General features: G+C 72.9%; 18 protein-coding genes and 1 pseudogene. 9 read left to right on the top strand and 10 right to left on the bottom strand.

Features of this window, described 5'->3' with window-relative positions; genetic code table 11:
• The first annotated feature begins 110 nt into the window (after positions 1–110).
• On the top strand, positions 111–575 hold the full coding sequence (locus tag AAT21_RS03135) for an ATP-binding protein (RefSeq protein ID WP_327152712.1): 465 nt from the start codon (positions 111–113) through the stop codon (positions 573–575).
• A gap of 203 nt (positions 576–778) precedes the next feature.
• Entirely contained in the window at positions 779–1,729 is a 951-nt protein-coding gene (locus AAT21_RS37330) for a helix-turn-helix domain-containing protein (RefSeq protein ID WP_046775124.1), read from the top strand.
• Between the two features lie 55 nt (positions 1,730–1,784).
• Here AAT21_RS37330 and AAT21_RS03125 read toward each other — a convergent pair whose 3' ends face one another.
• Positions 1,785–2,354, bottom strand: coding sequence for a hypothetical protein (locus AAT21_RS03125; protein WP_046775123.1), 570 nt, complete (start codon positions 2,352–2,354; stop codon positions 1,785–1,787).
• A gap of 575 nt (positions 2,355–2,929) precedes the next feature.
• Between AAT21_RS03125 and AAT21_RS03120 the strand changes: the two genes are divergently transcribed.
• Positions 2,930–3,709 (top strand): CAP domain-containing protein, encoded by a 780-nt coding sequence (locus AAT21_RS03120; protein WP_046775122.1) that lies wholly within the window; start codon positions 2,930–2,932, stop codon positions 3,707–3,709.
• Positions 3,710–3,782: 73 nt separating this feature from the next.
• Here AAT21_RS03120 and AAT21_RS03115 read toward each other — a convergent pair whose 3' ends face one another.
• Positions 3,783–6,773 (bottom strand): bifunctional [glutamine synthetase] adenylyltransferase/[glutamine synthetase]-adenylyl-L-tyrosine phosphorylase, encoded by a 2,991-nt coding sequence (locus AAT21_RS03115; RefSeq protein ID WP_046775121.1) that lies wholly within the window; start codon positions 6,771–6,773, stop codon positions 3,783–3,785.
• 194 nt (positions 6,774–6,967) lie between these two features.
• Here AAT21_RS03115 and AAT21_RS03110 point away from each other — a divergent pair, with 194 nt between their 5' ends.
• On the top strand, positions 6,968–9,916 hold the full coding sequence (locus tag AAT21_RS03110; RefSeq protein ID WP_063838060.1) for a PIG-L family deacetylase: 2,949 nt from the start codon (positions 6,968–6,970) through the stop codon (positions 9,914–9,916).
• Between the two features lie 477 nt (positions 9,917–10,393).
• Positions 10,394–12,454 (top strand): PIG-L family deacetylase, encoded by a 2,061-nt coding sequence (locus AAT21_RS03105; RefSeq protein ID WP_046775120.1) that lies wholly within the window; start codon positions 10,394–10,396, stop codon positions 12,452–12,454.
• Here the strand turns inward: AAT21_RS03105 and AAT21_RS03100 are convergent.
• From AAT21_RS03100 to AAT21_RS03080, 5 genes are all read right to left on the bottom strand, one after another.
• Positions 12,402–13,220 (bottom strand): hypothetical protein, encoded by an 819-nt coding sequence (locus AAT21_RS03100; RefSeq protein WP_046775119.1) that lies wholly within the window; start codon positions 13,218–13,220, stop codon positions 12,402–12,404. The genes AAT21_RS03105 and AAT21_RS03100 overlap by 53 nt on opposite strands.
• Before the next feature lie 183 nt (positions 13,221–13,403).
• The gene (locus AAT21_RS03095; RefSeq protein ID WP_046775118.1) at positions 13,404–13,658 is read right to left on the bottom strand and encodes a hypothetical protein; all 255 of its coding nucleotides are present in this window, start codon (positions 13,656–13,658) and stop codon (positions 13,404–13,406) included.
• Positions 13,659–13,797: 139 nt separating this feature from the next.
• Positions 13,798–14,604 carry an arylamine N-acetyltransferase family protein gene (locus AAT21_RS03090; RefSeq protein WP_046775117.1) on the bottom strand — a complete coding sequence of 269 codons (807 nt, stop codon included), beginning with the start codon at positions 14,602–14,604 and terminating at the stop codon, positions 13,798–13,800.
• 109 nt (positions 14,605–14,713) lie between these two features.
• The gene (locus AAT21_RS03085) at positions 14,714–15,496 is read right to left on the bottom strand and encodes a hypothetical protein (protein ID WP_157879615.1); all 783 of its coding nucleotides are present in this window, start codon (positions 15,494–15,496) and stop codon (positions 14,714–14,716) included.
• 401 nt (positions 15,497–15,897) lie between these two features.
• Positions 15,898–17,259 carry a glutamine synthetase family protein gene (locus tag AAT21_RS03080; protein ID WP_030037474.1) on the bottom strand — a complete coding sequence of 454 codons (1,362 nt, stop codon included), beginning with the start codon at positions 17,257–17,259 and terminating at the stop codon, positions 15,898–15,900.
• Between the two features lie 172 nt (positions 17,260–17,431).
• Here AAT21_RS03080 and AAT21_RS03075 point away from each other — a divergent pair, with 172 nt between their 5' ends.
• The 4 genes from AAT21_RS03075 (at position 17,432) to AAT21_RS03060 (ending at position 19,919) form a co-directional block, all read left to right on the top strand.
• Entirely contained in the window at positions 17,432–17,866 is a 435-nt protein-coding gene (locus tag AAT21_RS03075; RefSeq protein ID WP_157879614.1) for a hypothetical protein, read from the top strand.
• Between the two features lie 56 nt (positions 17,867–17,922).
• Entirely contained in the window at positions 17,923–18,624 is a 702-nt protein-coding gene (locus AAT21_RS03070) for a DUF3105 domain-containing protein (protein WP_376123236.1), read from the top strand.
• Complete coding sequence (locus AAT21_RS03065; protein ID WP_046775114.1) at positions 18,621–19,334, top strand: DUF305 domain-containing protein; 714 nt, start codon at positions 18,621–18,623, stop codon at positions 19,332–19,334. Before AAT21_RS03070 ends, AAT21_RS03065 begins: the two co-directional genes overlap by 4 nt.
• A 165-nt stretch (positions 19,335–19,499) precedes the next feature.
• Positions 19,500–19,919 (top strand): CBS domain-containing protein, encoded by a 420-nt coding sequence (locus tag AAT21_RS03060; RefSeq protein ID WP_046775113.1) that lies wholly within the window; start codon positions 19,500–19,502, stop codon positions 19,917–19,919.
• Between the two features lie 43 nt (positions 19,920–19,962).
• On the opposite strand, the pseudogene AAT21_RS38585 reads toward AAT21_RS03060, so the two are convergent.
• From AAT21_RS38585 to AAT21_RS03050, 3 genes and pseudogenes are all read right to left on the bottom strand, one after another.
• Positions 19,963–20,584: pseudogene (locus tag AAT21_RS38585) on the bottom strand (alpha/beta fold hydrolase); the annotation flags it as partial.
• A gap of 1 nt (position 20,585) precedes the next feature.
• Positions 20,586–20,967: alpha/beta fold hydrolase (locus AAT21_RS38580; protein ID WP_235438660.1), on the bottom strand; the 382-nt coding region annotated here is incomplete at its 3' end.
• On the bottom strand, positions 20,964–21,665 hold the full coding sequence (locus tag AAT21_RS03050) for a DUF998 domain-containing protein (RefSeq protein WP_046775111.1): 702 nt from the start codon (positions 21,663–21,665) through the stop codon (positions 20,964–20,966). The genes AAT21_RS03050 and AAT21_RS38580, both read right to left, overlap by 4 nt.
• Between the last annotated feature and the right edge of the window lie 577 nt (positions 21,666–22,242).

Here is a 22,242-nt window from a genome sequence, read left to right as displayed (position 1 = left end):
ATCCGCCTCCCCTTGGACCGCAAGGACACCACGGGACCGCTCTGGACAACCGTCGTACACAGCGCCCTCAACTCTGTTCAGGGTACGCACGGATGGCCACGCTGAGTCACGTGAATCAGGAAACCTCCCTCGTCGCCACGCTCCCCTCCACGCCGCGCGGAGCCCGCGCCGCACGCGCGCTCACGGTGGCCCAACTCGTGGATCGAAAGCTTCCGTTCGAGGAGGCGGCACAGGTCGTCGCCGAACTCGCCGCGAACGCCGTGACCCACGGCAGGGTGCGCGGGCGGGACTTCCGGCTCGTGCTGCGCCTTACGCCGGGCCCTACGCTCCGTATCGAAGTGTCCGACACGCGACGGGAGTTCGCGCCGCCCGCCGCCTGCCAGGTGCCGGACCCCGAGGCGGAGTCGGGGCGGGGGCTGGTGCTGGTGTCCGCGCTCGCCTCGCGATGGGGGACGGATCTCGGTCCGGCGCCACTGAAGACGGTGTGGGCAGAAATTGATGTGGCGAGTCCGATTTCACCGGATCGAGGTTTCCGCGACCCGGTGGATCAATATCCGGTCCCGCACGACGCCTAAAGACAAATAACCGGGGGAAATGACCTTCCACACCTCCCCCTTCCCCCTCTCACTCGGTCGGGTGAATCACCCCAACCGGGCTGGCGCATACGCCAATTCGCCGGGCACTCTGACTCCCGACAACCCCATAAACGCATTCGGCCCCCGGCCGGGACGGCAATCCCGGGCGAGGGCCTGACCACAGCGGAAGCGACACCTTCCCCATGGCTGACCAGCAGCTTAGCGCGCCCTCGCGCGTCCCGTCGGGCATCCGGCACGTCAACCACGACCACCGTCGCGGCTACGTCAAGATCGGCAACCATCTCGCCCAGCACCGCCGGCTGAGCCTGGCGGCGATCGGCCTGGCCACGCACATCCAGTCGCTCCCGACCGGCTCCAAGGTGACCATCAAGGCCCTCGCCGAACGCTTCCCGGAGGGCGAGGTCCGCATCGCCACCGCCCTGCGCGAGCTGGAGCGGTATGGCTACCTGGCCCGCTTCCAGGAGCGGCTGCCGACAGGACGCGTCGTGACCTGCACGATCTCGTACAACAATCCGCCCGCGATGGCCGGGGCGAGCCGCGAACGGCGGGACCCACCCCGACGACCCGAGCCGAAGCCGACACCCCAGCCGGACCCCGACCCGGAACCTGAACCGGACCCGGAGCCCGAACCTGACTCGGACCCGGAGCCTGAACCCCGGCCCGACCCGAACCGCGAACCCGAACCCGCGTCCGCGTCCGCGTCCGAGCGCGAGCCCGAAACCGTCACCCCCGAGGCCGAGTCGGAGGCGCGGGAACTCCTCGCCCGGCTGCGGCTGCGCGACCCGCGGCTGACGCTGTCCGAGCGGGACACCGTACGGCTGGCGCCCGCCGCGGCGGAATGGCTGGAGCGCGGGGTGACCCCGAGCGCCGTGACCGCGGCCCTCACGCGCTCGCTGCCGACGACGCCGATCCACTCCCCCGCCGCGCTGCTCGCCCACCGCCTGCGGGAACTGCTGCCGCCCCGCCTGCCGGACCCCTGGGCACCCGACCCGGCCGGCCCGGACCGCACCGTCCACCCGCTCCGCACGTGCGACGGCTGCGAACGCGCCTTCCGCTCCCCCACCCCCGGCCGCTGCCGGAGCTGCGCCCCACCGGCGGCCGGGACGACGACCACCGACGCCGAAGCCGCATGAGAGCCGTACGCGACGTACGCGACGGGGCCCCCGCACTACAGCGCACTACAGCGCACTACAACGACTCGTCCGCGGCCCGGTCCAGGAACGTCTGCAGGGCGGCCAGCTGGGCCTTGACCGCCTCGGCGAACTCGGCGTCGGCCTTCGCCACGTCGGCACCCTCGGGGCCCTTGGCGTACCAGCCCGTCGCCAGCTCCCCCACGCGCGTGGAGCGGGTGTCGATCGCCGCGAGGTCCCGTCGGCCGTCGGGCGGTGCCACGAGGCGCGCCGTGGTGACGGCCCGCGCGAGGTCCGTGTTGGCCGGCGCGTATCCGTTCTCGAACCGGCGCTGTCTCTCCTGCGGGGTCTTGGCGGGGTCGAGGCTCACGGTCAGGAGCTGGGTGGCCTGCTGCACGTACGTGTTCGTGGCCGCCGCGAGGTCGACGTAGGCGGCCCGGCGGATGTCCGAACGGCGGGCGTGGGCCTCCTCGCGGCGCGTGTCCTTGGCCTCGAAGTAGGCGAGCGTGCTCCCCGTCAGACCGGCCAGGGCGCCGATCAGCGCTCCCGCGAGCGCGGCGGTCGTGGCGCTCCGCTGCTTCGGACGCTCCCCCGCCCCCTCACCGGCTTTGTCTTTCTTCTGCGTCATGCAGTACCCCTACCGCGGCCGGAACGGCCCGGCACCTGCAACCACCTGGAGGCACGAACACGCCGGGTCCACCGCGGGACCACTCGAAGGAATTACTCGGCAATTCCTCCGAAAGGGCGGCGGGCAATGCGGCGGCCGATGCGAGCGGTCGACGCGGGGCCCGTGGCCCTCGCCCGACGCCGCGATCCGGCTCCCGGTTGCGTGACATGCGTCACGACGGGAACCTCGGCGCCGGACGGCTTCCCGGGCGTGCCACCTCATCGACATTTCGACATTTGTCCGTTTTGGATTCGACATTCCCCTCTCCTACGGGAACGGAATCGGCGCTACCGCCTTACCCGTCCCCTACTTCCCTGGTCACGGGCGCTCCTGAAAACACATCACATGGTTGTGCCGGTGACCTGATCGTGACCATGCACGATCAACGGCCCGTTTCAAGCCGCATGCCGAATCCCCCGGGTGAGCGCGAAACGGAAACTTGCCAGTCCAATGGCGGGCTTCTAAGAATGTCGACCATTCCGGCGTCCCGCAGTTCCGGCGCCGGAGGGCTTCGCGATCACCGAATGAGGTTACGCATGCAGAAGCATCGGAAGAAGAAGCAGTACCGGAAAATAATCATCGGGTTCAGCGCTCTGGGAATCGTGGGTGTTCCCACGGCCGCCATGGCCTGCTTCGACTCGGGCGGCGACGACACCGGCCGGACCCGTACCGCGAGCCACCAGGCGCAGCGCCCGTGGAGTTACGTCCCCACGGCCGACCCGAACACCGCGGTCCCGGTGGACGTCCCGACGACGCCGAGCAGCACCCCGGCCCCCGAGCAGCCGGCCGCGGAAGCCTCGCAGCCCGCCGCCCAGCCCACGCAGGCGCAGCCCTCGCAGGCGCAGCCGCCGCGGACCCAGCCGCAGCCCGCGAAGCCGCCGGTCACCAAGAAGCCGCAGGCGCCCCAGCCGCCGCAGACCTCGCCCGCGCCGGCCGCCTCCGGCTCCGTCGCCGCCGTCCTCGCCCTGGTCAATCAGGAGCGCGCCGCCGCCGGATGCCCGGCCGTCACCCTGAACGCGAAGCTCACGAAGGCCGCGCAGGACCACAGCGCGGACATGGCCGCCCACAGCAACATGTCCCACACGGGCTCCGACGGCTCGGACGCCGGCACGCGCATCACCCGCGCCGGCTACGCGTGGCGCACGTACGGCGAGAACGTCGCCTACGGCTACAGCACGCCCGAGAAGGTCATGGAGGGCTGGATGAACAGCCCGGGCCACCGCGAGAACATCCTGAACTGCTCCTTCAAGGAGATCGGCATCGGCCTGGCCCAGCCGAACCACTACTGGACCCAGAACTTCGGCACGGCCCGCTGACACCCGCGCCACTCCGGAACGGCGAACGGCGGAGCGCGGACCCCTGGCGGGTCCGCGCTCCGCCGCTTCGGGTTCAGCCCCCGTAGAAGAGTTCCTCCACCACCGCGCGGGCGCGGCGAGTGATGCGGCGGTAGTCGTCCAGCAGTTCGCCGACCGTGCCCTCCGCGTAGCCGAGGTAGCGGCCGACCGCGGCCAGTTCGCGGGCCTCGGACGGGAAGGTGTCCCCGGCTCGGCCGCGCACCAGCATCACCGCGTTGCGGACCCGGGTCGCCAGGACCCAGGCCTCGTCCAGGATCTGCGCCTCGTCGGTCGGGATCAGCCCGGCCGCGTGGGCGGCCGCGAGGGCCTCGCGGGTACGGGTGGTGCGCAGGCCCGGCTCCGCCCAGGCATGCCGCATCTGGATCAGCTGGACGGTCCACTCGACGTCGCTGAGACCGCCGCGGCCCAGCTTGGTGTGCAGGGTCGGGTCGGCGCCGCGCGGCAGCCGCTCCGACTCCATCCGCGCCTTGAGGCGACGGATCTCGCGCACCGCGTCCTCGCCGAGGCCCTCGGCCGGGTAGCGCAGCGGGTCGATCAGCTCGATGAAGCGGCGGCCCAGCTCCTCCTCGCCCGCCACCGGCTCGGCCCGCAGCAGCGCCTGGCTTTCCCAGGTCAGCGACCAGCGCCGGTAGTAGGCGGCGTAGGAGGCCAGGGTGCGTACCAGCGGGCCTGAGCGGCCTTCGGGCCGCAGGTCGGCATCGATGAGCAGCGGCGGGTCCGCGGTGGGCAGCTGGAGCAGCCGGCGCATCTCGGCGATGACGGTCTGGGCGGCCTTGGCGGCCTCCTGCTCGTCGACGCCCTCGCGGGGTTCGTGGACGAAGAGGACGTCGGCGTCGGATCCGTAGCCGAGTTCGTGGCCGCCGAAGCGGCCGACGCCGATGACGGCGAAGCGGGTGGGCAGGGTGTCGCCGTAGTGCGACTGCACGGCGGCGCGCAGGGCGCCCGCGATGGTCGCGGCGGTGAGGTCGGAGACGGCCCCGCCGACCCGGTCGACCAGGGCTCCGTGGTCCTCCTCGGCCGGGCTGTCCTCCGTACCGTAGGAGCCGATGATGTCGGCGGCGGCGGTGCGGAAGAGCTCGCGGCGGCGGACCCCGCGGGCTGCGGCGACGGCCGTCTCCGGGTTCTCGGCGCGGCCCACGGCGGCGAGTACCTCCTGCTGGAGGGCCTCGTGCGTACGGGGCTGCAGGCCCTCGGGATCACCGAGCAGGGCCACCGCCTCGGGGGCCCGCATCAGCAGGTCGGGGGCGAGGCGTCCGGCGGACAGCACGCGGGCGAGGTTCTCGGCGGCGGCGCCCTCGTCACGCAGCAGGCGCAGGTACCAGGGGGTCTTGCCGAGGGCGTCGGAGACCTTGCGGAAGTTCAGCAGGCCGGCGTCCGGGTCGGCGGAGTCGGCGAACCAGCCGAGCATGACCGGCAGCAGGGTGCGCTGGATGGCGGCCTTGCGGGTGACGCCGGAGGCGAGGGCTTCGAGGTGGCGCAGGGCCGAGGCGGGGTCGGCGTAGCCGAGGGCTTCGAGGCGCTGGCCGGCGGCGCGCGGGGAGAGCCGGGTCTCGCCCGGGGTGAGCTGGGCGACGGCGTCGAGCAGCGGCCGGTAGAAGAGCTTCTCGTGCAGGCGCCGCACGACGGAGGCGTGCCGGCGCCAGGCCTTGTTGAGCTCGGCGACGGGTTCGGTGCGCAGGCCCATGGAGCGGCCCAGGCGCCGCAGGTCGTGCTCGTCCTCGGGGACGAGGTGGGTGCGGCGCAGCCGGTAGAGCTGGATGCGGTGCTCCATGGCGCGCAGGAAGCGGTACGCGTCGTGCAGCTGGGCGGCGTCGGCGCGGCCGACGTAGCCGCCGGCGGCGAGGGCGTGGAGGGCGTCGAGGGTGGTGCCGGAGTGCAGGGTGGCGTCGCTGCGGCCGTGGACGAGCTGGAGCAGCTGGACGGCGAACTCGACGTCACGCAGACCGCCGGGGCCGAGCTTGAGTTCGCGGTCGACGTGGGCGGCGGGGATGTTGTCGACGACGCGGCGGCGCATCTTCTGCACGTCGGGGACGAAGTTCTCCCGTTCGGCCGCCTGCCAGACCAGCGGCGTTATGGCGTCGACGTACTCGGCGCCCAGGGCCGCGTCGCCGGCCACGGCGCGGGCCTTGAGGAGGGCCTGGAACTCCCAGGTCTTGGCCCACCGCTGGTAGTAGGCCAGGTGGGAGGCGAGGGTGCGGACGAGGGGTCCGTTGCGGCCCTCGGGGCGGAGGTTGGCGTCGACGGGCCAGATGGTGCCCTCGACGGTGGTCTCCGAGCAGATCCGCATGAGGTGGGAGGCGAGGCGGGTGGCGGCCTGGATGCCCTTGCCCTCGTCGGTACTGCCGTCGGCCGCCTCGCCGACGAAGATCACGTCGACGTCGGAGACGTAGTTGAGTTCGTTGCCGCCGCACTTGCCCATCGCGATGACGGCGAGGCGGCACTGGGCCGCGTCCTCGGGGGCGGCGGCGGAGGCGATCCGCAGGGCCGCGCGGAGGGTGGCGGTGGCGAGGTCGGCGAGCTCGGCGGCCGTCTGGGCGACGTCGATGGTGCCGCAGACGTCGCGGGCCGCGATGGAGAGCAGGCAGCGGCGGTAGGCGACACGCAGGGCGACGGGGTCGTGGGCGTCCGCGAGTCCGCGTTCGAACTCGGGGAGTCCGGGGTGCAGGTCGGCGGCCTCGTACGTGACCAGGCCGAGCCAGTCGCGGGGGTGGCGGGCGAGGTGGTCGCCGAGGGCCTCGGAGGCGCCGAGTACGCCGAGGAGGCGGTCGCGCAGGGGTTTGGCGCTGACGAGGGTGTCGAGCAGCCGGGGCAGCTCGCCGTCCGGCTGCGCCTCGGCGAGCCGGACCAGCCCGCGCAGGGCCAGGTCGGGGTCGGCGGTCGCGCCGAGGGCGTCGAGGAGGACCGGATCGTCGCGTACGGCGGCGAGCGCGTCGGTGTCGAGCAGCCGGGCGGCTGCGGAGGGGTCGGTGAACCCGCTGCGGAGCAGCCGGATGAAGGTGCTGCTCCTGCGTCCCGGGACCGTCATCCCGCCGCCTCCCGCGGTTGTCGCTGCCACTGCCGCTGTTGCTGCCGCTGTTACTGCCCTGGCGTATCCGGGTCGAGCCTAGCCGGAGCAGGCGTTCGACTCACCGGGACGTACCATGGCGTGGATTATCGGATTATCTGAATACTTATAGCGTGATGGGGCCCGCTCCCCGCCGACCGGTCACGAGGAGCCCCATGTCCGACGGACACCCCTACCCCGGCCCCACCGCGGGTGGGCCGGGCGGGGCTCCGGACCCGGCACAGGGGTGGGGCGGCGTCCCGTACGGGCTGGGCGCCGTGCCGTACGGGGCGGTCTACGGGCAGGACGGGTGGGACGGGCAGCAGTACGGCGTGGCCTACGGGCAGGGCGAACTGGGCGGGCTGGACTCTCCGGGCGGGTGGCGTCAGGATCCCGATCCCCAGCAGTACCACCCGACCCACCTGCCTCACCAGCACCAACACCCCGATACCGCAGGTGAGTTTCCCCATGCCCCGCACCCCGGCTGGAACGACTGGTCCCCCGGAGCCGGGCCCACCGTGCCACAACAACCCCAGCAGGACCCGCAGGCCTACGAGCCCCACGTACCGCAGCAGGCCGCGCACTTCCATGGGCCCCAGCAGCCGCAGCAGTTCCAGCCCCTTCCGTATCCGCAGGACCAACAGCTCCACGTACCGCAGCAGCCCGCGTACGCCCATGGGGCCCAGCAGTCCTCCGAGTTCCAGCAGCACCAGGCCCAGATCCCGGAACCACGGATCCCGGCCGACGCCCACCACACCACCGCAGACGGCAGCCAGGCCGTGGCACGAGCCGCCGAAGCCACGCCCGGACCGGCGCAGGCAGCGCTGCGGCCCGGCGAAGCCGCACCCACCGCACCGCAGACCCGCCGCGGCCGCCGGACCGCAGGGCCGAATGCCGAAGCCACGCCCGGACCGGCGGCAGCCGAGCCCGCACCGCAGACTCGCCGCGGCCGCAAAGCGGCGGCACGGTCGGCACGCACGGCCGAGCCCCAACCGGCGGAATCCGCACCGCACACCCGCCGGGGACGCCACCGCTGGGCCGGGCTCGTCAAGGCCGTCGCCCTCTGCGCGGCCACCGCCGCCGCCGGCATGCTCGTACTCCGGGGCAGCGCCGCCCTCGACGGCCTGGACCGGGACCGCGCCCCCGCGGCGGCCACCCCAGCCACGACCGCAGCTGCGCCCCTGGCCGCCGGCTCCGTACCCGACCCCGGCCGCGTCGTCCAGATCGTCGCGCACCCCGACGACGACCTGTACTTCATGAACCCGGACCTGCGGTACTCCATATCCGCCGGCCACCCGGTCACCTCCGTCTACCTCACCGCCGGCGAGGCCGACGGCGTCAACGCCGCCCCCGCCAAGGGGGCGACCACCGCCCCGAACAAGCCCGCCTACGCCGAGGCCCGCCAGAACGGCATCCGCGCCGCCTACGCCAAGATGGCCACCGGCGACCGCGCCGGCGCCTGGCAGCGCACCGTCGTCCCGACCAAGGGCGGCGGCCACGCCGAGGTCGACGTCCTCGTCGCCAAACCCCAGGTCAACCTGGTCTGGCTGCAGCTGCGCGAGGCCGGCCACGGCTACGCCGACGTGCCCGACAGCCTGCACGGCCTCTGGAACGGCAAGGTCGCCCGCCTGGATTCGATGCTCTCCTCCGGCACCCCGGTCAAGCAGAGGTTCGCGTACTCGAAGGACCAGGTCGTCCAGACCCTCGTCGGGGTCCTGGAGCAGTACCGGCCGACCACCGTCCGCTTCCAGGACCCGACCCCCGGCCGGTACCCGGACAACAAGCAGTACACCGACCACCAGGACCACTTCTACGGCGCCCGCTTCGTGCAGATGGCCACGGCCGCCTACGCGAAGGACGTCAAGGACCGGCCGCACTTCGCGGTGCAGAACTACGTCGGCTACGTCAACGGCTCCCTCCCCAGCGCGCTGGACCCGCAGGAGGCGAAGGAAAAGCTGGACAGCCTCGACACGTACGCCTGGCTCGACCGGCAGAACCACTGCGGCAGCGACGCCGGCTGCGGCGACCTCAAGGTCTCCGACCGGCCGGCCGGCAACCGCTGGACGGACACCGTCAACCACGCCCGCGGCACCGGCACCAACTGGCTGACCTCCGACAAGGACCACGGCCTGTGGGCCTTCGAAGTGCTCGACGGACAGGTCGCCGTCTGGCACCGGCCCGGCCCCGTCGGCCCCTGGCGGGGCCCCGACCTGCTGCCCGGCACCGGCATGGACCCGGGCGTCACCGCCGTGACGCTGAAGGACGGGCGGATCGCGGTCTTCGGCACCCGGACCTCCTTCGGGGCGCGGCCCACCGACTACAAGCGCGAGGTCGTCCACACGGTCCAGCAGGCGCCCGGCGCGGACCGGTTCGGGGAGTGGCAGTCGCTCGGCACCCCCGAGACCGCCGACGAGACGTCGACCTCCGACATCAGCGCACCGGCCGTCTCGGTCGACGGGACGGGGCAGTTGGCGGCGTACGTCCGCGACGGCTCGTACAGCCTGCGCGGCCGGCTGCAGGGGCCGGACGGCGGCTGGGGGCCCTGGGAGAAGCACGGCGGTGAGGACCTGCACGGCTCACCGGTCACCGCGACCGACGGGGCGGGGCGGCGCATGGTCCTCGCCGCCACGTCCAGGACGGTCGTCGGCTGGGCGCAGCCGAAGGCGGGCGCGCCGCTGGGCCGGGTCACGGCGACCGGGCTGCCGGACACCACGCTGCCGCTGACCGTGGAGGGGCGCGAGGGCGGGGTACGGCTGTGGTTCCGCAAGCCCGGCTCGGGCAACGTCCGTACGGCCCTGATGACGGCCGACGACGGGCTGAAGGTCAACAACATGACCGACCTCGGCGGGCTGAACGGCTTCGGCTCGGTGACGGCGAGCGGGCACGTGCTCGCGGGCCGCGCGGCGGGCGGGCAGCTGGGCGCGGAGGTCGGTCCGGGACGGCCGTGGGGGCGGTCGCCGCTGATGTTCGTCGGGGCGCCCTCCTCGACGATGACCGGCAGGAACATGGTCAGCCTGGCGGTGGTGGGGCTCGACGCACGGCTGTACGTCACCTCGTCGGCGGACGCCCCGAACGCCTACCTGGCCCCCTGGCAACCAGTAGGCCCCCGCAACACCCGCCCCTGACGCGCAGGCCGGCGTAACCGGACGCCACCCGGAGCGCCGGCAGTAACTGGCGCCCCCACACGTTCGCACCCCCGAGCTGCGCCGCACCACCCGGAGTGCCAACGACACCCGGCACCCGGCAGCGCGCACGCGCACCCTCGCACAGAGCCGCACCACCGGAGCCACGGCACCCGACGCCCGCACGCGCGAACCCGCAACCGCCGCGCAGCAGACCCGCCGCGGCCGCCGGGCCGCACGGCCGCGCGGGACCGCGCCGCGGGGCCGGGCCATGGGCGGAGGCCCGCCCTCGCAGCGGAGCAACCGGCTCCGCTTCAGCCGCACTTGGCAGGCAGCGCCAAAAGGAAACACTCATCGACCGCCCCGGTGAACCAAGTTCGCCGATTCCGCCTCTCTCTGACTGCTCAGCGATGCGCTTCCCGCGTCCTGTCCTGTTCTGCCCTGTCCTGTTCTGCCCGGAACGAACCCAAGGCGTGCCCGATGCCCGTGACCCGTCGCCGCTTCGCGGCCCTGCTCACCGTGCTGACAGCCGGCACCACCGGCGTGCTCTCCGTGGCCTCCGGCCAGCAGACCTCCGCCGGGGCCGCCCAGGCGAAGTCCCCGACGGTCGTCGCCGCGGCGAGCGTCACCGCCGGTTCCGTCGTGCAGGTGGTCGCGCACCCCGACGACGACCTGTTCTTCATGAACCCCGACCTCAGCCGCTCCCTCCGCTCCGGCACCCAGGTCACCACCGCCTACCTCACCTCGGGCGAGTCCGACGGCCGCAACCAGGCGCACGGCGACGCCGCCCAGGACCCCGAACAGCCCGCCGACCGCGCCCACTACGCCGAGGCACGGCAGAACGGCATCCGCTCCGCCTACGCCCAGATGGCCACCGGCGACCGCACCAGCGCATGGAAGCGCACCGTCGTGCCCACCGCCGGCGGCGGCCGCGCCGAGGTCGACATACTCATGGCAAAACCCCAGATCAACCTGGTCTGGCTGATGCTGCGCGAGGCCCGCAGCACCGGCGGGGACACCCCCGAGAGCCTGCGCGGCCTGTGGAACGGCCGCATACCCGCGCTGGAGTCCCACCTGACCTCCGGGACCCCGGTCAAGCAGGGCTTCACGTACACGAAGGACCAGCTGATACGGACGATAGCCGGGGTCCTGGAGCAGTACCGGCCCACGACGATACGGATGCAGGACCCGACCCCCGGCCGGTACGGGGAGAACGGCCGCTACACCGACCACCAGGACCACATGTACGGCGCCCGCTTCGTGCAGGCCGCCACCGCCGCCTACGCCGAACAGATCCAGCGGCGCCCGCACTTCTCGGTCCAGAGCTACCTCGGCTACCACAACAGCACGCTCCCGCACTCCCTGGACCCGCAGACGGCCGAGACGAAGACCGACTACCTGCGGACCTACGCCTGGCAGGACCGCCAGGACCACTGCGGAAGCCCCTCGGGCTGCGGCGACCGCAAGGTCGCGGGCAACCCGACCGGGCGCAACTGGGCCCAGTCGCTGCGCTACACCCGCGCCGACAACGCGTCCTGGCTGACGGAGGGGACGCCGGGCCGCCTCTGGGCCTTCACCGTGCTCGACGGCCGCATGGCGTACTGGCGGCGCGACTCCGGCGGCGTCTGGGAGAAGCCGGTCCTCCTCGCGGGCACGGGCATCGACCCGGGGGCGACCGCCGCCCGGCTGCCCGACGGCCGCGTCGCCGTCCTCGCCACCCGCACCGTCCTCGGTCCCGGCCCCTCGGACTACCGGCGCGAGGTCGTGTACGCCGTCCAGAGCGCGCCGGACGCGGCGTTCGGCGCGTGGCAGTCGCTCGGCACACCCGAGAAGGGCGACGACGACGGCACCTCGGCGATCAGCGCACCCGCGGCCGCGGTGGACGCGCGGGGCCTCCTCACGGTCTACCTCCGCGACTCCCGCCGTACCCTGCGCGCCGTCGCGCAGCAGCCGGACGGCGGCTTCTCCCCCTGGCAGCGCCTGGGCGGCGAGGACCTGCAGAGCGACCCCGTCACGGCGGTCGACGCCGCCGGGCGGCGGCACGTGTACGCGACGACCACGACCTCGGTACTGGCCTGGACCCAGGCGGGCACGGACGGCCCGCTGCGCGGCCCCTCCCCGACGGGCCTGCCGGCCACGACGGTCCCGCTGACGGCCTCCCCGGACGGCGCGGGCGTGCGCCTGTACTTCCGGCGGCCCGACTCGGGCGTGGTGCGCACGGCCGTGGTCACGGCGGGGCCCGCGACCAGGCCCCAGGTCTCCAGCGTCACGGAGGCGGGCGGCCGGGCCGGCTACGGCGCGGTCGGCGCCGCGGGCCGCCACGTGGCGGGCCGCGCGGACAGCGGTACGGTCAGCACCTCGGGCCTCGGCGGCCCGCCGGCCTGGGCGGAGTCCCGCATGCTCTTCGCGGGCGCCCCCGCGGCCGTCCTGGAGCCCGGCGGCACGACGACCACGACGGTCCTCGGCCTGGACGCCGAACTCCACACCTTCACCACCCCGGCCACCCCCACCCGCCCCACCTGGCACCGCGCGGTCCGCTGACCTGCGCCTGTCCAGGCCCTGTCGGTGCGGCGGCCAGGAGGGCGTGGATGCGGTCGGGGGTCCAGGTGCCGGCGGCGCCGGGGCAGGTGGAGAGGTATTCGGCGGTGTCCTGTCGCGTCCACGGGCCGGAGTCCAGGAGGCCGGCGGCCAGGTGGCGCAGGTAGGCGGCGGACGGGGTGCGTAGTTCGACATCGCGGAGGGTCCACGGCGCGGTGAAGGTCACCACCGGGATCGAGTCGATCGTGCCCGGGCAGACGAGTGTCTCGTACCGGCCGGGGCCGAGGGCGTGGCGGCCGTCCCGGAGGACGTGGGTGAGGTCGAGGTCTTCTCCGGGCTCCCGGCCCATCTCCTGCGCGGCGATGTCGGACAGCTGGCCGGCGGTCACCAGGTGCGCCCGCCCGCGGATCCGGCCGGGGGCGCTGGGGTCGTAGTAGCCGCGTCCACCCGTCCACATCAGGGACTCGGTGGCGAAGTACAGGCTGCCGTCGAGCTCGACCGGGACCGAGCGCTCGGGCGCCCGCCGGTCGCGGCAGCCCGGGTGGGCGTGCGTCGCCCCCGGCGGGATGCCGCCGGCGATGTAGGCGGTGAGGCGGTCCAGGTGCATGTTGGAGCCGTAGGAGGCGTACCAGACGCGCTCGGGGGCAGGGGCCGGGATCGTCCGGGTGAGCGGACGATCGGCGTGCACGGCGGGTACGGCGGGCACGGCGGGCACGGCGCGTACGGCCGGGCACGGGTCGTCTTCGGGGCTGCGTGTGAGGGCATCCATCAGTCCGCACCTGCGCGAGATCGGCCGGCCGTATGTGGATCGCCGGGCAAAGTTCTGACCAAGACCGCCGCCGTGCCCTCCCTGGAGGGCACGGCGGGGGCCTGAGGACGACCGGGCGCCGGGAACGCCGCAGGGGCGGCCGACGTCGGTGTCGGTCCGCCCCCGCGGCGCGAGCCGTCCGGGTCAGGCGCCCAGGTGGTGACCCTTCGCCCACTCGTGCTCGCCGTCCGCGATGCAGTTCGAGGTGTAGATCGGGCCCGTGAACGCCGGGCGGCTGGCGGGCACCGCGGCGAGCGAGGAGCAGTTCGACGAGTAGCCCGCGCGACCGCCGGAGAAGTAGTCGATGTCGACCCCGTCGTTGGCCAGGGCGGCACCGGCCCCGCCCAGCAGGATGCCGGCGGCCAGGACGGACGCGGTGACAGCAGAACGAATACGCATGACTCCCCTAAGGATCTGTGGAACGACGACGCGCGATCGATGTGCGCGTCGGCCGGTCCAACAGCGCGAGGGCACCGCCGGGAACGGCAGTTCACTCCAATGCCCGCGGCCGTATCGTTTCGACAATTCGCGCCCCCCTTCACGCCCCCTGGGGCCGGGGGTGGAGGGCCACGGGCAGCCGGTCGAGCACCATGCCGAACTCTGCGCGGTAGGCCGCCCGCACTTCCTCGCCGGTCGCCAGTTCCTCCTCCTTACGGCCGCCCTCCGCCGAGGTGGCGATGAGGGTGTGGTCGCGCAGGGTGATCCGGCCGCCGTCCTCGGTGATCCGGGAGCAGACCGGGCCCCTGGTGAAGCCGGACTCCGGGCTGGTGCTGTGCCACCAGGCGCCGGTCCGGAAGTCGGCGAGCACCCGGGGCCGGGCCTCCAGCCGGTACGCCGGTACACCGTCGCGCAGTACGTCGAGGTCGCCCTCCGCACCGTCTGCGGCCGCCCTGACCAGGAACACCCCACCGGGATCCTTCTGCTCGCCGGGCTCGTCCAGGTCGAGCGGGTACGCACTGTGCTCGCCGAAGCCCACGTCGGCGAGCCAGCGCCCGTCGACACGCAGCGCGAGGTGGTCGTACGGGATCCCCAGCTCGCCGTCCTTGCCGTACACCCGCGCCTGGAGGAGCTCCACCCGGTGCCCGAGAGCGCCCAGCAACTCGGCGAAAGCGCCGTTCAGTTCGTAGCAGATGCCACCGCGCCCGGCGGTCACGATCTTGTCGAAGAGGGCGTCGCGGGTGAGTGCGATCTCCTCGCCGAGGTGGATCGCCAGGTTCTCGAACGGCACGGTCTTCAGGTGCCGCAGATGCAGCTCGCGCAGCGAGCCGCCCGTGGCCCGCCGGGGCCGTACCACCCCCAGCCGGCGCAGATAGGCATCGGTACGGACGTCGTCGAGAGGTTCCATCCCCCAACTCTCCCCACCCGCCGCCTCGGACGCCATGCGCCGGTCGCGATGAGTTCTGGTCCGGGCGACCGTCCCGGGGTCCGCTGACGCAGGTCGGGCACCTCACATGTCAGGCGACGCCGGTGATGATCTTCCACTTCGCCGCCAGCCGTCCGTCGGCGAGATTGGTGAAGATGCCATTGGTGTCGATCCGGCCGGTGGCGATGACGCCGTCGCCCAAGCGGTAGTACAGGAGCTCGCGGCCGAGGGCGACGATGTGGGTCCAGCCCGGACTGAGCCTGCCGTCGGCGAGGTTCCTGAAGATGCCGTTGGTGTCGATCCGGCCGGTGGCGATGACGCCGCTGTCGGCCCGGTAGAACTGCAGCTCCCGGCCGAGGGTGTCGATGTGGGTCCAGCCCTGACTGAGCCTGCCGTCGGCGAGGCCCGTGAAGATGCCGTTGGTGTCGATGCGGCCGGTGGCGATGACACCGTTGTCCGAGCGGTAGAAGAGCAGCTCACGGCCAAGGGCGTTGATGCGGGTCCAGTCCTCGCTCAGCCGTCCGTCGGCGAGATTGGTGAAGATGCCGTTGCTGTCGATGCGGCCGGTGGCGATGACACCGTTGTCGGCCCGATAGAACAGGAGCTCACGGCCGAGGGGGACGATGTGGGTCCAGCCGTTGCTGAGCTTCCCGTCCGCGAGCTGGGTGAAGATGCCGTCGCTCCCCAGCCGGCCGGTGGCGATGACACCGTTGTCCGAGCGGTAGAAGAGAAGTTCCCGTCCTACCGCCACGATTCGGGTCCAGTCCTCGCTGAGCCGTCCGTCCGCGAGCTGGGTGAAGATGCCGTCGCTCCCCAGGCGACCTGTGGCGATGACGCCGTCGTCATTTCTGTAGAAGAGCAATTCCCCGGACACGATGACTCCTAGTGGTTGTCGGGAAGATGCCGCTCTCCCGCACCCCCGGAAATTGCGCCGCATCGGCTGCCGTCACGGGAGAAGGAGACGCCCGCTGCCATCCGCACACGGCGATTCGGCGCGGCTGTCTCACCTACGACGCTACTCCCCTTCACCGTTCCCTGCGAAGGCGTCCGGGAGCCTTTCGGAGGGCGGAACGTTCCCCCTTTCAACAGAAGAACCTTCAACTGTGCTTGCAGGGTTGGGCCGAACTGACGGTAATTCAGCAGACGGCTCGCGTCCCGGCCGGCGGGGTTCCGCGCCGGACGGCCCACGGACGGCCCAGGGGCGGTGAGACGACTCCGGGCCGGTGGTCGATGACCACCGGCCCGGAGTGTCGTGCGTGCCCCGGCAGGGCCGGGCTACAGGACGGGGAGGTTCTTGCGGAGTTCGAAGGCGGTGACCTCCGAGCGGTACTCCTCCCACTCCTGCTTCTTGTTGCGGAGGAAGAAGTCGAAGACGTGCTCGCCGAGGGTTTCGGCGACCAGTTCGCTGCGTTCCATCAGGGAGATGGCCTCGCCGAGGTTCTGCGGGAGGGGTTCGATGCCCATCGCGCGGCGTTCGGCGTCGGAGAGGGCCCAGACGTCGTCGTCGGCGCCCGCCGGGAGTTCGTAGCCCTCCTCGATGCCCTTGAGGCCGGCCGCCAGAAGGACGGCGTACGTGAGGTACGGGTTGGCGCCCGAGTCGATCGAGCGGACCTCGATGCGGGAGGAGCCCATCTTGCCCGGCTTGTACATCGGGACGCGGATCAGCGCCGAGCGGTTGTTGTGGCCCCAGCAGATGTACGAGGGGGCCTCGCCGCCCGCGCCCGCGCTGCGGGAGGAGCCGCCCCAGATGCGCTTGTAGGAGTTGACCCACTGGTTGGTGACCGCCGCCGTCTCCGCCGCGTGGCGCAGCAGGCCCGCGATGAAGGAGCGGCCGACCTTCGAGAGCTGGTATTCGGCGCCCGACTCGTAGAAGGCGTTGCGGTCGCCCTCGAAGAGGGAGAGGTGGGTGTGCATGCCCGAGCCCGGGTACTCCGAGAAGGGCTTGGGCATGAAGGTGGCCTGGACGCCCTGTTCGAGGGCGACCTGCTTCATGACGAGGCGGAAGGTCATGATGTTGTCGGCCGTGGAGAGGGCGTCGGCGTAGCGCAGGTCGATCTCCTGCTGCCCCGGGGCGCCCTCGTGGTGGCTGAACTCGACCGAGATGCCCATGGATTCGAGCATGGTGATCGCCTGGCGGCGGAAGTCCATGCCCACGTTCTGCGGGGTGTGGTCGAAGTAGCCGGAGTTGTCGGCCGGGACCGGGCGGGTGCCGTCCAGCGGCTTGTCCTTCAGCAGGAAGAACTCGATCTCCGGGTGGGTGTAGAAGGTGAAGCCCAGGTCGGAGGTCTTGGCGAGGATGCGCTTGAGGACGTAGCGCGGGTCCGCGAAGGACGGGGAGCCGTCCGGCATGAGGATGTCGCAGAACATGCGGGCGGTGCCGGGGGCCTCGGCGCGCCACGGCAGTATCTGGAACGTGCCCGGGTCCGGCTTGGCGATCATGTCGGACTCGTAGACCCGTGCGAAGCCCTCGATGGCGGAGCCGTCGAAGCCGATGCCCTCGTCGAAGGCCTGCTCCAGCTCCGCGGGGGCGACCGCGACGGACTTCAGGAAGCCCAGTACGTCGGTGAACCACAGGCGCACGAAGCGGATGTCGCGCTCCTCAAGCGTCCGGAGGACGAATTCCTGCTGCTTGTCCATGCCTTCATCCTCGCAGTTCAGACGGCCTGTGCACCACCGCCTGACCGGTCGCGGCGCACTCGGGCCGGCTCAGTATCGCCAGTGGTGGTTTCCGCCAGATTACGCACCTGGGAAAGGTCGCGGCACCCCCGCACTGACCTCGGCCCGGTCATGAGCATTACCATCTGCGCCCATGGGGGGCCGGCAGGACACGCAGCGGGGGCGTCGCGGACGTTCCGCGCTTCGGCGTGCCGTGCTGCTGACGGTGCTCGGGATGCTGGTCGGCGCACTGTTCCTGTGTGCGCGATCCGGTGAGTCGTCCGCCTCCTCCGAGGTCCGGGCGCACGGCACGACCCCCCACATGGCCGACGGCACGACCCACGCCACCACACATGGCACGGCTCACGGGACGGCGCACGCCGTCTGCGTGTCCCCGTACGAGCCGCCCGGCTGCTCCCCCCTCGCGCACGTGCCCCCGGCCGTGCTGCCCGTGCCGCCGCCCGCCGTGACCGTGACCGGCGGCGGGCCGCTGCCGTCCGCGCACACCACGGCGGCGGGGCGGATCCGGCCGCCCGAGGCGCTGGCGCGCGCCCCCGACCTGCATGTTCTCCAGGTGCTGCGGACCTGACGGGTCCGGTTTTGCGTTCCATCCACCCCCCTCATCAGAAGAAGGAACCAGGGCACATGGCCAGCAAGTCCGGCAGGACCCCCCAGCACACCGACCCGAACTCCCGTCAGGCGCGCATAGCCGAGATGCGCCGCGTCGAGAAGGCCCGGGAGCGGCGCAACAAGGCGATCGCGATCACCGTCTCGTCGGCCGTCGTCGTCGGTCTCGTCGGTTTCGGCGCCTGGGTGCTGATCGACCAGAAGCAGGCCGAGCAGCGCAAGCAGGAGGCCGCGGAGCAGCTCCGCAAGGAGGCGGAGGAGATCCGCAAGAAGCCCGTCGAGGGCGAGAAGCTCTGGGAGGCGAAGACGCTGGGCCGCAACCACGTCGAGACGCCCGTGAAGTACGAGATGAACCCCCCGGTCGGCGGTGACCACCACCCCCGCTGGATGAACTGCAACGGCGATGTCTACAAGAGCCCGGTGCCCGAGGTGAACGCCGTCCACTCGCTCGAACACGGCGCCGTCTGGGTGACCTACAACGACAAGGCCGCCCCGGCCGATGTGGACAAGCTCGCCGCGACCGTGGGCAAGACGCCGTACACGCTGATGAGCCCGGTCAAGGAGCAGACCGGCTCGATCATGCTCAGCGCCTGGGGCAAGCAGCTCACGGTGGACAATGCGGACGACCCCCGGGTCAAGCAGTTCTTCACCAAGTACGTACAGGGCGAGCAGACGCCGGAGCCGGGCGCGGCCTGCACGAACGGGCTGGCCGGCAAGTGAGCCGCGCGATCCCCCGTACGTACTGGGTCGCGGGCGCGGCCGTCCTGCTGGCGCTGCTGTTCGCGGCGGCGGCCACGGTCGCCGCCGCGAACGGCGGTTCCGCCGCCCGGCCGGCGCCCGCGCCCCGGACGCCGGGGCTCCACTCCGCCGACGCCGGCTTCGCCCGGGACATGGCGGTCCACCACCAGCAGGCGGTGGAGATGTCGTTCATCGTGCGGGACCGCACCCAGGACGAGGCGGTACGCACCCTCGCCTACGACATCGCCAACACGCAGGCCAACCAGCGGGGCATGATGCTCGGCTGGCTGGACCTGTGGGGTCTGCCGAAGGTGGTGGCCGGCGAGCCGCCCATGTCGTGGATGGGGACCTCGGGCGGGCACGACGGCCACGGCGGCGACGGCGGACAGGCCGGCCATGGCGGACAGGCCGGGCACGGCCCCGCCAAGCCCGGTGCGCTGATGCCGGGCATGGCCACCAAGGAGGAGCTGGAGCAGCTCGGCGCCGCTTCGGGGCGGGACGCGGAGGTGCTTTTCCTCCAGCTGATGACCGACCACCACATGGGCGGGGTGACGATGGCCGAGGGATGCGCGCGGCTGTGCGCGACCCCCGTCGAGCGGGATCTGGCGCAGGGGATGGTCGACGCGCAGCGCTCGGAGCTGACCCTGATGGCGGACATGCTGAAGCAGCGCGGAGCCACACCGCGCGGGTGACGGGACACGCTCGTACGGTGGGGGGAGGCGCCCTCTCACCCGTACGGGCGTGCGCTCCGCCGTCCGGGGGCCGTCGGGTGGGCCGACCCGGCCGCATCCCGGTGGGGACGCCGGGCCTGGCGCACCCGCGTCCGGCCGTGACCGGCGCGCTCAGGAGGTTCAGCCATGACCACCGCCGCAGACATCATGCACCCCGGGGCCCAGTGGATCCCGGCGCACGAGACCCTTGACCGGGCCGCCGAGCTGATGGCCCGGCTCAATGTGGGTGCGCTGCCCATCAGCGACACCGAAGAGCGGTTGTGCGGGATCGTCACCGACCGCGACATCGTCGTGAACTGCGTGGCCAAGGGCCTGGACCCGGCGAAGATGACGTGCGGGGACATGGCCAAGGGCACTCCGCGCTGGATCGACGCCGGCGCGGACGTGTCCGACGTGCTGGACGAGATGGAGAGCCACCAGATCAAGCGGCTTCCCGTGATCAAGGACAAGAAGCTGGTCGGCATGATCAGCGAGGCCGACCTGGCCCAGCACCTGTCCGAGGACCAGCTGGCGGGCTTCGTCGAGAAGGTCTACGCCAGGCGCTGACCCGGCCGCATGGCGCTGACCCGGCCGCATGGACAAGGCCCTGTCAGCGGGCGTTCCGCCGCTCCCGCTCACCCGTTTCCACGACCGCCCGGGCCACCTGGTCCGGGCGGTCGAGCATGACCAGGTGGCCGGCGGGCTCGGCGACCTCGAAGCGGGCGCCGAGCAGGTCGGCGAGGTCCGCCTGGCGGCCCAGCCAGCGCAGCGCGCCCCGGCCGGACGATCCGTCGTGGCCGGCGAGGACGGTGGCGGGGGCGGTCAGCGGGCGGGTCCGGCGCAGCGCGGCGAGTTCGGCGGCCATGTCCAGGTAGCGGGAGTTCTCCAGCAGGGCTCCGCGCCAGACGCGGCCGGTGCGGTAGCAGCGGCGTACGAGGTCCTCCGGGGCCGGGTCCGCGCCGCCGGTGCGGGTGGCCCGTACGGTGGCGCGCCGGGCCGCCGGACCGAGCGCGGCCGGCAGCCCGGCGGCGGTGGCGGCCCGGCCGAGGGCGCGGGCCGCGCCGGTGCGGAGCGCGGCGGGCAGCACCGTACGGGGGTTCTCCTCCACGCTGCCGTCGAGGAGGACCAGGGCGGCGGTGCGCTCCGGGCAGAGGCGGGCGAAGCCCTCGGCGTGGAAGGCGGCGATCGAGTGCCCGACGACGGTGACGGGGGCGGCCGTGGGCCCGCCGTACNCCGGGCGGAGGCGGGCGAAGCCCTCGGCGTGGAAGGCGGCGATCGAGTGCCCGACGACGGTGACGGGGGCGGCCGTGGGCCCGCCGTACCCCAGGGCGTCGAGCAGCCCGGCGATCCGGTGGGCCTCCCCGGCGGTGGTGGGCGGTGCGGTGGCCGGTCCGCTGAGGCCGTGGCCGGGGCGGTCGAAGCGGACGACGGTACGGCCCCGGGCGGCGAGGAGCGTGGCGACCGCGTCCCAGTCGAACCAGGCCATGGCGAGTCCGGCGCTGAGCACGCACACGGGTCCCCGGCCCTCGACGACGACATGCAGCACGTCCCCGCCGACCCGCACGAAACGGCCGGTCCCGGCGTGGTGCGGGGGTGGCGGGGCGGGGGTGGTCATGTGCGGCGTTCCTTGTGGACGGAGTACGCGAGGAGGCCCAGCCAGATCGCCACCAGTAGCACCTGGAGCCGCTGGCCCGCGCCGAGCGCCCACGTGCCGCGTCCGGCGGTGAACATGGCGATGGCGGACAGGGTCCAGGCGGTGGCGAGCAGCTCCAGCGCGACCAGCGCGGGGCCGTAGCGGGCGAGCGGGGCGAACCAGCCGTAGCGGCGGGCGGCGACGGTCAGGGCCACCAGGCCCACGAGGGCCCCGGTCATGGCGAGGGTGCTGCTGACGGCGTGGGCCTGGTGGGTGGCGGGGACGAGCCCGGCGGTCTCGCGGGCGGCGCATTCGGGGTCCGCGGTGGGCGTGCAGCTCAGCGGGAGCCAGGCGTCGGCGGCGGTGGCCGCGCCGAAGAGGGTGACCCCGGCCCAGCCGACGACCGCCCAGAGGCGGCGTGACTCCGCGTACTTCAGCAGCCGTATCAGGGCCAGCAGGCCGCCGGCGAAGGCGAGCATTCCGGCGGTGAAGTCGGTGGCCCGGAAGAGGCCGCCGAGCGGCTGGTCCTGGGCGGCGAGCTCGCTGACGTACGTCTCGATGGGGTTGAGGCCCGTGGAGAGGACGACTTCGAGCACCCACGCGGTGTAGGCCGCGCCGGCGAGGCCGATCAGTAGGGCGACCGGCCAGGCGGTGCGCGGAGAGAGCCCATCTGGGGACATAGTGTGACTAATCCTAATCAAGCTCGGGGTGGGTCCTCGGATCGGATACCCACCCCGGGTAGGGTTCCGGCCATGACGCGCAGTGCTCGGCGAGCCGTCCCGGGGCCCCGGCTCCTGCTGCTCGCAGCGCTGCTGCCCGGTGCCGTCACCATGCTGTCCCCGGGCCGTCCTGCCGAGCCCACGCCATGGAGGACGTGTCCCCGGGCCGGTGCGTTGCCTCGGCCCGGGCTCCCGGTGCGGCCGCGCGCGGTGGCGCTCACCACACTCCGGCCGCCCCGCCGCCGGTACGGGGGTGCCGGTCCGGGAAGCGGCTCCGGAGCCGCCGCGGACCGCCCCGGCGCCTTCGTCCGCGACCGGAGCGGGCCGCTCCGCGTCCGGCTGCCGCACCGGCGCGCCCGCGGGAACCGCCCTCGGCCTCCCGCGCGGCCGGCGGTACTGCGGACATGGGCCCGGCCCCGGCGTCGCCCCCGCGCCACAGCCCAGCTGTAGCGGTGGCGCCCGGGGCCGCGGGAATTCGGAAGGGCGTTCGCCGTCGGCATGGCACCCTTGCTGTGATCACGACAGCCGCGACAAAGGA

Origin of the sequence: Streptomyces yangpuensis (assembly GCF_001005295.1) — a bacterium.
Classification (GTDB): Bacteria; Actinomycetota; Actinomycetes; order Streptomycetales; family Streptomycetaceae; genus Streptomyces; species Streptomyces yangpuensis.
Note: the sequence above shows the minus strand (reverse complement) of the source record. Positions and strands in the feature narration are given on the sequence as shown.